General features: G+C 45.2%; 14 protein-coding genes. 2 read left to right on the forward strand and 12 right to left on the reverse strand.

The genetic code is table 11. The features are described 5' to 3' along the window. Positions 1-47: 47 nt before the first annotated feature. The 9 genes from ACPW7N_RS24125 to rpsU form a co-directional block, all read right to left on the reverse strand. Positions 48-1,022 carry a PhoH family protein gene (locus ACPW7N_RS24125; RefSeq protein ID WP_425654119.1) on the reverse strand — a complete coding sequence of 325 codons (975 nt, stop codon included), beginning with the start codon at positions 1,020-1,022 and terminating at the stop codon, positions 48-50. A gap of 26 nt (positions 1,023-1,048) precedes the next feature. After that, positions 1,049-2,269, reverse strand: a complete 1,221-nt coding sequence (gene yqfD, locus ACPW7N_RS24130; protein ID WP_425654120.1) for a sporulation protein YqfD — start codon at positions 2,267-2,269, stop codon at positions 1,049-1,051. Between the two features lie 23 nt (positions 2,270-2,292). Beyond that, positions 2,293-2,574, reverse strand: coding sequence for a sporulation protein YqfC (gene yqfC, locus ACPW7N_RS24135; RefSeq protein ID WP_425654122.1), 282 nt, complete (start codon positions 2,572-2,574; stop codon positions 2,293-2,295). Positions 2,575-2,812: 238 nt separating this feature from the next. Next, positions 2,813-4,420, reverse strand: coding sequence for an AMP-binding protein (locus ACPW7N_RS24140; protein WP_425654124.1), 1,608 nt, complete (start codon positions 4,418-4,420; stop codon positions 2,813-2,815). Between the two features lie 224 nt (positions 4,421-4,644). Beyond that, positions 4,645-5,136 carry a hypothetical protein gene (locus ACPW7N_RS24145; protein ID WP_425654127.1) on the reverse strand — a complete coding sequence of 164 codons (492 nt, stop codon included), beginning with the start codon at positions 5,134-5,136 and terminating at the stop codon, positions 4,645-4,647. Positions 5,137-5,148: 12 nt separating this feature from the next. After that, on the reverse strand, positions 5,149-6,144 hold the full coding sequence (floA, locus tag ACPW7N_RS24150) for a flotillin-like protein FloA (protein WP_425654130.1): 996 nt from the start codon (positions 6,142-6,144) through the stop codon (positions 5,149-5,151). Between the two features lie 6 nt (positions 6,145-6,150). Beyond that, entirely contained in the window at positions 6,151-7,497 is a 1,347-nt protein-coding gene (locus ACPW7N_RS24155) for an NfeD family protein (protein WP_425654142.1), read from the reverse strand. Between the two features lie 136 nt (positions 7,498-7,633). After that, entirely contained in the window at positions 7,634-8,077 is a 444-nt protein-coding gene (locus ACPW7N_RS24160) for a GatB/YqeY domain-containing protein (protein ID WP_425654132.1), read from the reverse strand. 15 nt (positions 8,078-8,092) lie between these two features. Then, a complete protein-coding gene (gene rpsU / locus ACPW7N_RS24165; RefSeq protein ID WP_425654133.1) occupies positions 8,093-8,269 on the reverse strand; it encodes a 30S ribosomal protein S21 in 177 nt (58 codons plus the stop codon). 281 nt (positions 8,270-8,550) lie between these two features. Here rpsU and ACPW7N_RS24170 point away from each other — a divergent pair, with 281 nt between their 5' ends. Next, positions 8,551-9,921 (forward strand): UDP-N-acetylmuramoyl-tripeptide--D-alanyl-D-alanine ligase, encoded by a 1,371-nt coding sequence (locus tag ACPW7N_RS24170; protein ID WP_425654134.1) that lies wholly within the window; start codon positions 8,551-8,553, stop codon positions 9,919-9,921. A gap of 45 nt (positions 9,922-9,966) precedes the next feature. On the opposite strand, the gene ACPW7N_RS24175 is transcribed toward ACPW7N_RS24170, so the two are convergent. Further along, entirely contained in the window at positions 9,967-11,064 is a 1,098-nt protein-coding gene (locus tag ACPW7N_RS24175; protein ID WP_425654135.1) for a D-alanine--D-alanine ligase, read from the reverse strand. 217 nt (positions 11,065-11,281) lie between these two features. On the opposite strand from ACPW7N_RS24175, the gene ACPW7N_RS24180 reads away from it, so the two are divergent. Then, the gene (locus ACPW7N_RS24180; protein WP_425654136.1) at positions 11,282-11,773 is read left to right on the forward strand and encodes a hypothetical protein; all 492 of its coding nucleotides are present in this window, start codon (positions 11,282-11,284) and stop codon (positions 11,771-11,773) included. A gap of 17 nt (positions 11,774-11,790) precedes the next feature. Here ACPW7N_RS24180 and ACPW7N_RS24185 read toward each other — a convergent pair whose 3' ends face one another. Next, the gene (locus ACPW7N_RS24185) at positions 11,791-13,317 is read right to left on the reverse strand and encodes an alpha/beta hydrolase (protein ID WP_425654137.1); all 1,527 of its coding nucleotides are present in this window, start codon (positions 13,315-13,317) and stop codon (positions 11,791-11,793) included. 205 nt (positions 13,318-13,522) lie between these two features. Beyond that, positions 13,523-14,433 (reverse strand): class I SAM-dependent rRNA methyltransferase (locus ACPW7N_RS24190; RefSeq protein WP_425654139.1); only part of this gene is annotated, 911 nt, incomplete at its 5' end.

Raw genomic sequence — 14,433 nt, forward strand, 5'->3', positions numbered from 1 at the left:
TTTTCGTTTCGATTTTCATGTTTCCTGGACTTTTTATACTTCCTTTTTTATTTGTAGCCGTGGTCGGCTTCTTCTCGGGAGTATGCCTCAATAATCTTCTGCACCAGCGAATGGCGAACAACATCAGATTCCTGGAAGCGAATAAATGCGATATCTGGAATCATCGCAAGAATGCGTTCTGCTTCACGCAGACCTGATTTCTTGCCTTTAGGCAAGTCAATTTGCGTAATATCCCCCGTAACAACCATTTTGGAACCGAAGCCTAAACGGGTTAAAAACATTTTTATCTGTTCCGGAGTTGTATTCTGGGCTTCATCCAAGATAACAAAAGAGTCCTCCAGTGTACGACCTCTCATGTACGCAAGAGGTGCCACTTCAATCAGACCTCGCTCCAGCATTTTAGCTACCTGTTCTGTTCCCAGCATGTCATACAGAGCGTCGTAGAGTGGTCGCAAGTATGGATCGACCTTTTCTTGCAAATCACCCGGAAGAAATCCGAGACTCTCCCCTGCTTCCACTGCTGGTCGGGTAAGCACAATCCGTTTGACACGCCCGGTTTTCAAGGCATTCACAGCCATCACGACAGCCAGATACGTTTTCCCTGTACCGGCAGGACCAATACCGAATACGATATCATATCGCTTGATGGCGGATAAGTAATGTCGTTGCCCTAATGTTTTGGCGCGTATGATTTTGCCGCGCTGAGTACGAGCCACCTCTTCATCATATAAATGGAGAAGCTGTTCGGCTTCATTTTTCTCAGTCAACTGCATCGCATAGGAAACATCCCGCTCTGACAACGTGATTCCCCGCTGTACCAATTGAAGTAGAATGTTAAACAAAGAAGCAATCTTGGTCACTTCTTCTTTTTCACCGCTAATTGCTATTTCCCCACTACGTGTAACAATTTTGGCCGAAGTTTTTTGTTCGATTTGTTTTAAGTACGTGTCATGTGGTCCAAACAGCAGCAGTGCCTCTGATGCATCAGCAAATTGGATTTTTACCTCTTCTTGAACGTGCAAAAGGTCTCCATCTCCTTATGGTCAACTTAGTTGGATTGATTCGCTCCTTGATCGGGAGCAGGCGGAAGATGAGTAATCGGCTGTTCCTCGGTAATGTCCTCGATGACTGAATAATGAATACTCAAGTAAACTTTACCATTCTCTTCTTTTACGTGCAAAACTTTTTCTTGTTTGATAACAGCGTCATTGCCCGCACGCTTCAACACATCCTGCCTCGCAAAGCTTTTGCCTGTCTCTATCGCTTGTTCAGAACTAATCTGGAATTTTTGTACTTCCATCTCTTGTCTCTTCTCCACTTTCCAACCGACTGGCAAATGAAACTGTTTGTATGACAGTTGGAATTTCTCTTCATGCGTCTCGAACTGCTTGTATGGTTGTACCTGGAAAGGCCAGATGCGGAAAGAATAATCGCCGACTAAAAGAAAGTGATTATCCTCCGCTAAGCCAGTGTACACATTTCGTTGTTGATGTAGTGGGATGGAGATGTTGGAGATATACCACACTTCTCCTTCTACCTTTCCACGGGCAGCAACAATTCCCTGGCGCGTCTCATTGCCGATGATACCTGAAATCAGTACTTGTCCCTTTGAAACGAACTGATTCACACTCACTAACGTCTTACCCGCTTCAGCGAGAATACTGTGTACGACGGCTTTCTTCTTGGCGATCAAATTTCTGGGACCAGGTGCTTTTTCTACTTCCTGCTTTTCCTTCTCAACGATCTGAATAATGGCTTTTGTTCCTTTTATCTCGACACCTACCCAAGCAGCATCTGGAAGCTGTTGCAACATATCCCGTTGCAGTTGAATCGGTTCTTTTAGTTTGACCTTCCAGACCCCTGGTTTAATCCCGATTGTTTCGGCAACTTGTCTTACTTGTAGTGTGGACATTTTATGCGTTCCCATAACCTCTACACTCCAGACAAAACTGGAAAGCATGTACACCCCGATAAAAAACAGCAAAAACCCGATAGCTAGTCCAGCTCGAAGCCTCAGACGAACAAGCCAAAACGGCATCCCTTCTCTACGCACCACATGACTCCGACAGCCTGTCTGACGTAAAAGAGGGCGCAGACGAAAATAATCACGGATCAAAATATCCAATTGACCGATTTCTGTTCCCTGACGCCGAATATTCCAAATGTGGAGGCCATCGCGAATGGCAAGATTAATCAGGCGTTCGAATCGTTTGCCTCGTACTGTAATCGTCACATGTCCATCTACCCAATCTTTCAAGGTGTTCCGCATTGCGTATCGTCCCCCCACATATTTTACTTCTCTATAAACTTGATCCCTGAAATCCTGCCTTCCAGCAACACTTCCTCAGGTAAAATAGCTCGAATCACAAGTTGGTCGCCATGTACCAACAATTGTCCATTGGTTAAAAGCAAGCGGAGCTCTGTTTCACTGAAATGAAGAACTCCTCGATGATTTTCTATGTACATTTGTAAATGACCAATCATGGTTATCCGTGGGACTTCTAGCACAACATCTTGCGGTAGGTCCAACACGCCCACAGCCAAGCGGCGCAGTCGGCGGCTCCATCGTTTCATCGCAAAAGCCCCCTTCTTACTGGCGCCTGTGCGCCGAATGCTTTTTCCAACAAGGATCTTCACACAGGAATCTCTTTTATAAAACCTATGCGAGAAGGGGGCGAACTCATGCGCAAAAAAATAAGAAAACACTTGTCCTCAAAAATAAGAAAAACACTCCCTGACAAGCAGGAAGCGCTTACATTTTTGCATTTACTTTCCCGAAAACAAACGCATCGGGTTGGTGCAAAACATAGTATCAATTTTTTTGTTTTTCCTCATCAACCAAAACACGTCTCAAGAGCTTCCCCGCTCCTGTCATCGGCAATGAATGGCGTATCTCCACAAAACGAGGATACTTGTAGTTGGCCATTTTTTCTTTACTCCAGGAAATAATCTCTTCTGCTGTGATCGTTCCTTGATGCTCCGGCTTGATCAAAACAAAAGCTTTCACGGATTCACCACGAACCGGGTCCGGGACACCAATTACTGCAGCAGAAACGATGGCCGGGTGACGAAGCAAAATTTGTTCCACTTCTTCTGGAAAAACGCTGTATCCCGAGCACTTGATCAATTCTTTTACCCGCCCCAGCAGGTAAAGATACCCTTCTTCATCAAACTTCCCGATGTCTCCAGTATGTACCCAACCATCACGAAGTGTCTTGGCTGTCTCCTCAGGACGATTCAAATAGCCTTTAAAAACACCGGGGTTTTTAATCAATATTTCACCTTGTTCGCCAGTCGGAAGTACCTGTTCCGAATTGTCCAGTGAAACAATCTTGATTTCCGTTTCAAAGGTTGGCTTTCCAACTGTGCCATATTTGATTTTGTCTGGAGGCATGATCGCATCTAACGTATGTGTCTCTGTTAGTCCATACGCTGGATCAAACAGCGGGACACCGGTCAAGTTTTCCCACGCTCTGGAAATTTCTTCGGTTAGAATTACTCCAAAACTGGTGCTGGGATTGAGCCGAAGCGAGCGAAAATCAGTTCCCTTCGCTTTTGGATGGCTTAGTAAGGCGATATTCATCGGGACAATTGTGTACGCCAGGGTTACTTGATAGCGCTCAATCACTTCCAGAACGGCCTCCGGGACAAAACGGGTTAAGAGCACAATCGTTCCCCCTACATAAACGGGCACATTCATGCCAATGGTCATCCCCGCGATATGGAAAAGGGGCATAACACCAAGAAATACGTCATCTGAAGTATTGTTGTACGTTTTTACTACACACTCTGTCTTAAACTGTGCATTGCGGTAGGTAAGCATGGCACCTTTGGGCAATCCAGTTGATCCTGACGTGTACAAAATAACAGAGATGTCGTTTTCCATATCGATTTCTACATCAGGTATTTTGGCAAAATCTGCTTCGAGAATATCCATAAGATCATAGGTACCATCTATTGCTGTTTTCGACTCAATACGCTCAGGAAATGTTGGGCTGGGTTCACTGGGGAGAAAATCGGTGTAATTGGTGAGGACTACCGTATGTAGCGATGTTTTTTCTTGAATATTTTTTACAACAGGGTAGTACTGATCAAGTGTCACAATCATCTTCGCTGACAAGTCAAGCAACTGGTATTCCAGCTCCCATTCCTTGAACATAGGGTTACATGGACTTACAATCGCTCCGATTTTTTGAATTCCGTAGTGACAGATCAGATACTGGGGACAGTTTTGCATAAACAGAGCTACCCGATCCCCTTTCCCCAGCCCTCTTTGCAGTAAAAAATGCGCAAATCGATCAGAAAGCTCATCCAATTCCTGATAGCTGATCGTTCGACCATAATAAATCACTGCTATCTTATCCGGTGTTGTACGTGCATGAAAGCGAAGCAACTCATGCAATGGTTGAATCTCTGGCATCACTTTACCTCCTTTGATGGTTGTCATTTTAATTTCACATTCTACCTTTAGCTAACATACTGACTGGTTAGTATCTACTTTCATTCTAGCATCCGAGTTATCGCTGCGCAATTTTATTTTATGATAATTCAGTATTATCAAAATATTATTACGAGTTGTTGTTCCTTTTATAAAAGAAACCGCAATAGCTAACAATCATCAGCTTTTGCGGTTTCTACCTTTATCTATTTACGTTGTCTGTTTTTAATCAATTGTTGCTGGTATGGTTGTTTGGAACGAGGGGGAGCAAAAATCAGTGACCACTTCATTGCTTCTCTCGGGTTTATTGTAGGACGTTCGCTTGAGACATGGTCAACATGTCGTCTTCGATCCTGCTCTTCTTGCTCTGATTTTACATGAAGATCATTTATTTCATCGAGATTTCCCGGTGTTAGCGAGTGTTCGCCAAATGCATCGGATTCTACATACTCAACGGAACGAGAAAATGGATTAGTTGTCTCAACACGAACTTCCGGCTCTTCTTCTCGCAGTACTGTAGGGTATCCTCCATCTGCTGTTGGTGTGAGCACCGGTCGAAGGGTTGGTCTCCTTCTCTTCTGCTCTTTCTTTTTTCCAAACAACATGTAACTCAATCCCGCTAAGATTACCACCCAGAACTTGCCGATCAAAGCGATGGCAAGGCCAAGCAAATCAAACAAGATATCGAGTAAATCCATCTGCATCAGCCCCTATTTTTCAATGTCTTTGGGCTTATCTGTGGTTTGACCGAAGGATTGGCGCATGGAAGTATCTGCCATGACATTTTGCAAATTGTAATAATCCATCGCACCCAGTTTTCCGGTGCGCAGCGCTTCTGCCAAAGCAAGTGGTACATCTGCTTCTGCCTCTACCACTTTTGCTTTCATCTCTTGTACACGAGCTTTCATTTCCTGTTCTGTTGCGACAGCCATTGCTCTGCGTTCTTCTGCTTTCGCCTGTGCAATTCGCTTGTCTGCTTCGGCCTGATCGGTTTGCAACTGTGCACCAATGTTTTTGCCTACATCCACATCCGCAATATCAATCGACAGGATTTCAAAGGCTGTACCCGCATCCAGACCTTTATTGAGAACTGTCTGGGAGATGCGGTCCGGGTTTTCCAATACGTCTTTGTGACGTTCGGATGAACCGATGGTGGTTACGATCCCCTCACCGACACGGGCCATGATGGTTTCTTCACCAGCACCCCCGACTAATCTGTCGATGTTGGCACGTACTGTAACTTTGGCTCTCGCCTTTACTTCGATACCGTCCATCGCAACGGCAGCTACAATCGGAGTCTCAATGACTTTGGGATTTACGCTCATCTGAACCGCTTGCAATACATCACGACCAGCCAGATCAATAGCTGCTGCACGCTCAAATCCAAGAGGAATATCTGCACGCTGTGCTGCAACGAGTGCGTCAACCACCCGGTCTACGTTACCACCTGCAAGATAGTGACTCTCCAGTTGATTCGTGTCCAGCTCAAGCCCTGCTTTTCTTGCTTTAATCAATGGATTCACGATTCGAGCTGGAATAACACGGCGCAAACGCATGGCTACCAGTGTAATTATCCCGATTCTTACACCCGAAGCGAGTGCAGAAATCCATAACATAATCGGAACAAATGAGAAGAAAATACTAAGAACTACAAGTCCTGCTGCTACTAATAAAATAAACGGAAGAAAACCTGCATCAAACGGCATTCCAATCTACTCCTTCACATCAATCTCTTGTTCTTGTACAACAACACGAGTGCCTTCCACTTGGATGACAACAATGGATGAACCCGCATTAATAAATCCGCCAACACTAACAGCGTCGATCCGCTTCCCATCAATTTTCACAATCCCTGCAGGACGTAACGGAGTTAAAGCAATCCCTGATTGATTCAAAAGCTCACGCTGATCTTTTGGAGCAACATATCCTTCAGCATTGCGCAACTCGGTACGCAGGATAAATTTGGTCCACAATCCACGCAATCCAAAGAATTTGACCAAGAGATAAGCGACCACGATCGCTACCAGACTGGCAATCCCCAATGATAGTGCTCCTTGCGATGTATCATAGGCAGCGAGTATGATACCGCTCACCATGCTGATAAATCCTAGCACTCCGATAATTCCACCGGGCAAGAATATTTCCAGGATCAATAAGATAACTCCTAGCAAAAATAATCCGATATGCAACAGGCTGGCGAATCCAGCTACATAATGCCCGAAGAAATAGAGGGAAAATGAGAACATACCAAGTGTACCATAAACACCAAATCCTGGTACAAGCAACTCTGCAATAATTCCAACCAACCCAATAATAAACAAGAGACTCATCACAGTAGGATTAGTCACAAAGCGTGCAACTTGCTCACTTAAGGTAGGATCAATTGACATGACTTGACCTTCCTGAACTCCCAGCGACTGATACAGTTCCTGCTTATCCTTTACCACCTGATCCGCATAGCCTACCTCTTTGGCTTTGGTTGCATCGAGTGAGAGCACTGTACCTTTCGCTTTCACTCCTGGTATTTCAGATTGAATCTCTACCATTGCCCGAGCGATTTCTGGATTGCGATTGTTTAATCTGGCTGCTGCTACCATTTTTTCAGACCAGGCCGAAATAATCTTTATGTCTGCGGCATTTCCACTTCGATCAATCGGGGCGGCTGCACCGATACTGCTGCCAGGAGTCATCACGATTTTGTCAGCGTTGAGCGCTATGTAGGTTCCCGCTGAGAAGGCCTGATTATCAATATAGGCAATCACCTCCATCGGTGCTTCCCGAACCAGGTGTCCAATATTATTGGCTGCTCCTACCTCACCACCTGGCGTATCGATGTCAAGAATGACCACGTCAGCACCTTGTTCAGAGGCAGTGGTAAATGCTCTGTTCAAAAATCCTTCCAGTCCGCTCTCGATGTCCTGCTTCACAGAGATCAGCATAACTCGTTTATTTTCATCAGCATGAACATTCTCCTTAAGCGGTACGAGCAGCATACTCATACAAATTAACCAAAAAGTGAGAATCCTGATCCGACTATTAACTTGTCTGTACACGCAAATCCTCCTTTCATTCCTTTTCTATGTAGGTATACGGAGAATAAAAATCAAAGTTTCAAATCAGTGTTCCCTGGATAGAACTTGCACAGACATACCAAAAAACCCGATCCTATACGGACCGGGTTTTTCCTATTATCTATTAAGATAATTCTTGATTTACTATGGTTTGAACGATCGTTCCGTCTGCTTTACCTTTCACCTTCGGAATAACGATTCCCATTACTTTTCCCATCTCTTTTTTCGAGGTGGCACCTACTTGTGAAATCGCTTCGCGAACAAGTTGACGAATCTCATCTTCACTAAGTTGTTCAGGCAAGTAAGCAGTCAGGATCTCAATTTCCTCACGTGTTTTGCTTGATAAATCATCACGGCCAGCTTTTTCAAACTCTTGGAGGGAGTCACGGCGTTGTTTTAACTCACGGGTCAAGATGGTCAGCACATCGTCGTCGGACAATGCCTTACCTTTCGTAATCTCCTCGTTCTGAATAGCGGCTTTCACCATGCGAATAACGGAGAGTTTCAGTACAGCTTTGTCCTTCATCGCTTGCTTCATATCTTGATTGAGTCGCTCCATTACACTCATGATTAGCCCTCCTGCCTAGTAAAACTTACGCTTGCGTGCAGCTTCGGATTTTTTCTTCTTTGCTACGCTAGGCTTTTCAAAGTGGCGGCGTTTACGAAGTTCAGCCATAACTCCGGACTTTGCGCTTTCACGCTTGAAGCGGCGAAGTGCGGCTTCCAAAGATTCATTTTTACGAACGCGAATTTCTGCCATCTGTAATTCCCTCCCTCCGTGTGAAACAGTGGGACAACTGTTCAAGCACAGACTGTCACACTACATTATAGGACATAAGTTTATCACAGGTCAACCTTTACCTATTATTTTACTACATTATTCAATTTGTTACTCATGTTTGCAACATAGCGGACATGCAAATTCCATATTCATGTAAGGGGAACCCTCTAATTTCACTTGCTTCCCTCTGCCGACCATGATAGCATGACCTCGATACGAAAGATTAGCTAAGTAAAGAATGCAAGAAGGGACGAGAACCCATGAAACACACAACACTTGCCAGCGTTGCAAAAATGGCAGAAGGAATCATCTTGCACGGGAATCCATCGACTTCTGTTCACTCCGCTCATTTTGATGCTCGCTTGCTCGAAGCAGGTGCATTGTTTGTACCGATTGTCGGCAGCCGTGATGGACATGATTTTATCTCTCAGGCAATCGAACAGGGAGCTTCAGCAGCCCTGATCAGCAATCAGGATAAGATTCCACAGGATAGCCCTGAAAATTTTGGATACATACTGGTAAATGATACGCTGCGCGCTTTTCAAAAAATGGCTTCAGCTTATCGGAAATCCTTCCATATGCCTTTTGTCGCTGTCACGGGAAGTAACGGGAAGACAACTACCAAGGATATAATTGCACATGTCCTGTCACAGCGAAATAATGTATACAAAACATTTAAAAACCTGAACAATCATCTTGGTGTGCCTTACTCTCTGCTTCAGTTGGATGACTCCCATGAAGTGGCTGTCCTAGAGTTAGGAATGAGCCATGCAGGTGAAATCGACCTGCTAGCGGACATGTTGCACCCTGATTACAGTGTAATCACTCATATCGGAGACGCTCATCTGGAGTTTTTCGGTACACGCGAAAAAATTGCTTTGGCTAAAGCAGAACTGCTTCCCCACACCAATCCGGCAGGACTCGTACTGCTAAACGGCGACAGCGAATACTTGCGCAAAGTGAGCCACCTGTACGACGGTGAAGTTTGGTTCTACTCGGTTAACGAACAGGCTGATATTTGGGCTGATCAGATTACTTCTGATGGACAAGGGACTCATTACACGGTTCACATCGGCTCAACCGATCGATTGGAAGTGTTCTTGCCACTGTTCGGCAAACATAATGTAGCCAATTCTTTGCCCGCTATTGCCATTGCCCTACGAATGGGAATGACCCGGGATGAAATCATTGCCGCATTGGCTACCGTTCATATTTCTGCGATGCGCTTTGAAGTGAACCATTCCTCGACGGGCGCTATCATCATTAATGATGCCTATAACGCTAGCCCATCATCCATGAAGGCAGCGATTGATACATTTGCAGAAATCTTTCCTGAGCGTCAAAAAATACTCGTGCTGGGGGATATGTACGAGCTCGGGGAAAACAGCGGTGAACTTCACGCTGATATCGGTATCTACCTGAATCAATTCGAAGGGACATTCGAGCATTTGATTACTGTTGGTGTTGATGCAGCAGAACTCTCACACACCTTCCAAGGAAAAAAGAATCATTTCAAGACGAAAGAAGAAGCGGAACAGTTATTGGCTCAGTATAACTCTGCGGAATATGCTATTCTTTTCAAGGCTTCCAGAGGGATGAAACTAGAGTCATTACTGGAAATAATCAAGTAATCAGGAAATGAGAAAGCCGCTTCAGCGTGAAGCGGCTTTTTATATTTACAGTTCTTCTGCAACCACAGCATTGCGTTTTTTGTCCTCGTGGCGCACAATCGCCAGTTGAACCAGTTTGTCAATCAACTCACGATAAGATATGCCAGCCGCCTGGAACAGCATCGGATACATACTGAATGGCGTGAATCCCGGCATTGTATTAATTTCGTTGATATAAAGCTTCTGGTTCTCTTCATCGTAGAAGAAGTCGACACGAGACAAACCAGAGCCATCGAGTGCCTGGTAGGCAAGTTTGGCTGTACTCACGATCTCTTCTTCCAACTCTTGCGAAATAATTGCAGGGATCTGTAGCTCTGTTCCTGCCCCTTTATATTTTGCCTCGTAATCATAAAATTCCTTGGCAGCAATGACTTCGCCCACCACAGAGGTTTGCAATTCTTCGTTGCCCAGGACGCCAATTTCCAATTCTCTTACCTTGACGAATGCCTCAACAACAATTCGACGGTCAAACTTTGCCGCAACGAGCAAAGCCTCTTGTAAGCTTTCCCGATCCTTCGCTTTGGAAATCCCTACGCTTGAACCCATATTGGCAGGCTTAATAAAACAAGGATAGCCGATTTCTGCTTCGATACGACTGATGACGCTAGCGATGTCGTTGTCCAGTTGCGAACGCAGAACACCAACGAATTTGACTTGTGGCAATCCGTATTGGGCAAACACATTTTTCATCATCCATTTATCCATACCCACCGCAGAAGCCATTACACCTGCTCCAACGTATGGAATATCAGCTAACTCCAGTAGCCCCTGAATGGTGCCATCTTCTCCATTTGGTCCGTGAATGACAGGAAACACCACATCAATTTCCTGACCGAGTGCCAGAACAGGAGCAGCCGACTGTGTCGTAGCAGGAAGATTTTCAGTTGCAGTCGATTCCGTCAGACGAAGTTTTTCGACTGCTTCCAGCTGTCCTGCGATTTTTTCCCCTTTTACCCAGTTGCCATCCAGTTGAACATAAACAGGTGTAATTTCATATTTATCGGGATCTACTGCCTGCATGATTGACAACGCAGTACGGAGCGATACTTCATGCTCAGACGATTTGCCTCCGTAAATGATCCCTAAACGTATTTTGTTTGTCATCTAAAAAACTCCCTCTCCATTTGAAAACTAAGGCGATGAATGCTCCATTTTATGCAATACGCCCAAATTTGGCGCATGGTTCATTAAGAGCATACTAAAGGGGGCGTGTCTTTACAAGTGTCAAGAGAATCACGTTGTTTCCTCAGTACATACTATGTAGATAATCAACTTTTTCGGCTCCCCGTCATGGGACATTGATCATAACGGAGGGTACACCATGAGAGATTATCTGTTATTCTGCACGTACTGTTCTAGCTATACCCTATTGCACAGTTTCGATAAGGAATCGGGAAATTTTCTTGGTGAGTATTCTCTACTGCACAACGATTACACCCGTAACAGCCTTGTTGTGAACAAGTTTCTATTGGCCCATCTCGGTCATACGCTGCGTGTGATCCCCTCCAAGACAGATGAATACATGAACGTCATCTGTACGGCATCCCGCTTTCTCGAAGATGACATTGACAAGTATGTGGAAGAAAGACTGGCAAGACAGCAGTATTTCGAACGAGATCGGCAGAGCGAACGACAGCTTGGCAAGGTTCAGTTGCATATCGTGGAACATTTACTCAAATATGAACTGGAGAGCTTGTCCAGGCTGAAAGGAAGCACACCTGCTGAAACTCAGGTGTTTTTAGGCAAGGAATTGGGCATGAAAAAAGCTCTGGAAGTAATCCAGAGCGTTCTTTCCAACAAACAATTTTCCTAAAAATCAACCGAGAATAATCAGAACGGCTGTATTTCTTTTCCTGATTCAATCTCTATCACTTTCGTCGGGTCGTTGGGAGTGGGAATGGTCTGGCTCTGTGGTGGCTCATTTCCTTCCTCTACCCATTTGACGAGCAGATCAAAGGCTTGGTGTGCATAGGGCAAAAGAGGCTGCAGCTCATGGTCAGGGTCGGATTTGCTCCACACCAGACTGTCTACGTGATTTCCCTTTTCGATGAGATACAGTCGATGTAACTCTCCCTTGCCTGCTTCCTGAACCAGTTTCTCATACGCCTTGCCATGGGCATCCGGGAAAACCAGTGAATCGTACGTTCCATGAAAACTGATTAACGGTACTTGAATGTCACCAGTGTTTTCAATTTTCTCCACGTTTTTTCGTACACTGGATGGCCGTTTCATATAATCATAGCTCTTGTAGATCTCGTCATGTGATCGATCCCGTAAACCGTCCGCTCCAAAAGTAAGATAATCTCGCCAATCCAGCTTCTTCGGAGCTTTCGGGTCGAATTCATCCCGGTAAATATTCAAGGTAACGAACCAGTAAACTTGATCATGATAGGCCCACAATTTTTCTGATCCTTTAGGCAGCCCAGCTTTATACAATTCCTCTGTAGCCTTCTCCTGGGCTTCTCCACTGCCGTATAAGGCTTCCTCTGCGTGATTGACGACGTCCGTCAAGGTTGTGATCAAATTGTCTTCCTTGGAACGCCACAGCACGCCTTCCCAGTCAACACCGCCGTCGTACAAGGCAGCTTCTTTGGTTTTTTTCGGATCATCATTTTCTAATGCGTGGCGAACCACATATCCCCCGTTCGAGATTCCCATGGCATACGTGGGAATAGGATGCTTTTTGGAGACGAGCTTACTCGCCGGATTGTCTTCATCGTTGTCATCAATGAGTTGATCCTTGTAGTTATCAGCGAGATACTTCACGGCTGCTTTGGTGATTTGGCGGAAACGCTGATTCCACTCTGCCAATGAATCCTCCTCGGCAACTAAAGCATTCTTCACTTTGGCAAGGGCATCTTTCGGGTCAATCTCTCCCTGCGTCCCCTTATCAATCGCAGCAAATGCGTATCCCTGCCCCAACACATAATCACTAAACAACAGGTCAGTGGAGGTCTCATTGCGAGTCGCAGGTATACCGGAGACGACAAGTTTTCCGTTCCAATCATCTGGCACTCGAATGACAAACTTGGCGTCTTCGAACATACCATTTATTTGCGTCCCAGTTATCTCTGCTGGCTGGTACATTTCGTGCCAGCCTGTTCCCTCATCCTTGTCTCCCCATCCGTACGGAGCCAGTCCGATATTTCCATACAGTGTGGCTTGAGCGAATTGAGCCGGATTTTTGGTAGTTAGCCAATTTCCTTCTTTGCCGTCAAACTTGGTCACGAATACACTATGTGCACCTGGAATGACAGGGGAAAAAGCCGCCTGTACATCGCTTTGGTACATACTAGCACCTACCGTTGATAAAAGAAATGCAGATGTTAATGCCAAAACAACCTTTGATCGCTTCATAAACCAACCTCCTGTTTTTGCGTTTGAAAGCGTTTTCTACTAGTTTCAAATGCAAACTGCATGCCGACGGTCGAAACTGCTTCAAAGGCTTGGGTTTAGTAAAAGGGACAGAGGTAATTGTCGCAAAATTGAAACAAATACATTTACAAAAAAGCGACATGTCGCTCTATTGCAACATGCCGCCTGTTTTTTTGCCCGCAGACTATTATTTACGATCCCTGACTTCAAAAATGGCAAATTTCAAGTAATGTCCTTCGTCCGCTCCACTGATTTGTGGGTGGTCTTTGCCTGCTCCACGCCACTCGATCAGGCGGAGGATTTTTTTGGCATCATAGGCAGCTTCCTGAATCGTCTCCAGGAACAGCTCTGGAGACATGTGATAAGAGCACGAAGCAGTAACCAGGTATCCGCCATTGCGGACAAGCTTCATCCCATGCAGGTTGATGTCCTTGTAGCCTCGACATGCCCCTTTGACAGCACCTCTTGATTTCGCAAACGCTGGTGGATCAAGAATGACAACATCCCATGTTTTCTCTTTTTCTACATTTTCCCGTAAATAATCGAACGCATTGGCAACCACAAAATCAACACGGTGCAAGAATCCGTTCAGTGTGATATTGCGCTTCGCTGTCTCGATGGCATGCTCGGAAATATCAAGCGCCGTTACTTTTTTCGCTCCGTGTTTGCACGCATTTAAGGTAAACGAACCTGTGTGAGTGAAGCACTCCAGCACTTCTGCCCCATCCCAATACGGATTCTTGACAATTTTTCCACGTCGGTCAACTGGCTTCATTACTACCTGATTTTGTTCGTCAAGCAGTGGTTCTATGCCTAGTCGAGGATTTCCTTGCTTATCCATTAATGGCTCGTTGTCTGAGCCTACTGGTTGCAATCTGATTCCGTGCTTTTCGCCCCATCCCGTCATCAATGGAGCAATGGCAGCACGATTTTCTCTCTGATCGTAGAAAAAGCCTGTCTTTTGACCTTCAACGATATCTACGATGTATTTCAGTTCGTTTTCCTCAATCGTGATCTCTCGTGGACACTCCCCGTACAACACTTCTTTGGTTTGCTCCAGACCTTCCAATTCACGAACCGGGACATCATTGCGCAGAT

It is taken from the genome of Brevibacillus nigriterrae, from assembly GCF_049846925.1.
Lineage (GTDB): Bacteria > Bacillota > Bacilli > Brevibacillales > Brevibacillaceae > Brevibacillus_H.

Excerpts from the sequence above, each read along its gene's own strand:
- yqfD (WP_425654120.1), bottom strand. The coding sequence starts at position 2,269 with ATGCGGAACACCTTGAAAGATTGGGTAGATGGACATGTGACGATTACA.
- yqfC (WP_425654122.1), bottom strand. The coding sequence starts at position 2,574 with ATGAAACGATGGAGCCGCCGACTGCGCCGCTTGGCTGTGGGCGTGTTG.
- ACPW7N_RS24140 (WP_425654124.1), bottom strand. The coding sequence starts at position 4,420 with ATGCCAGAGATTCAACCATTGCATGAGTTGCTTCGCTTTCATGCACGT.
- ACPW7N_RS24145 (WP_425654127.1), bottom strand. The coding sequence starts at position 5,136 with ATGGATTTACTCGATATCTTGTTTGATTTGCTTGGCCTTGCCATCGCT.
- floA (WP_425654130.1), bottom strand. The coding sequence starts at position 6,144 with ATGCCGTTTGATGCAGGTTTTCTTCCGTTTATTTTATTAGTAGCAGCA.
- ACPW7N_RS24160 (WP_425654132.1), bottom strand. The coding sequence starts at position 8,077 with ATGAGTGTAATGGAGCGACTCAATCAAGATATGAAGCAAGCGATGAAG.
- rpsU (WP_425654133.1), bottom strand. The coding sequence starts at position 8,269 with ATGGCAGAAATTCGCGTTCGTAAAAATGAATCTTTGGAAGCCGCACTT.
- ACPW7N_RS24170 (WP_425654134.1), top strand. The coding sequence starts at position 8,551 with ATGAAACACACAACACTTGCCAGCGTTGCAAAAATGGCAGAAGGAATC.
- ACPW7N_RS24175 (WP_425654135.1), bottom strand. The coding sequence starts at position 11,064 with ATGACAAACAAAATACGTTTAGGGATCATTTACGGAGGCAAATCGTCT.
- ACPW7N_RS24180 (WP_425654136.1), top strand. The coding sequence starts at position 11,282 with ATGAGAGATTATCTGTTATTCTGCACGTACTGTTCTAGCTATACCCTA.
- ACPW7N_RS24185 (WP_425654137.1), bottom strand. The coding sequence starts at position 13,317 with ATGAAGCGATCAAAGGTTGTTTTGGCATTAACATCTGCATTTCTTTTA.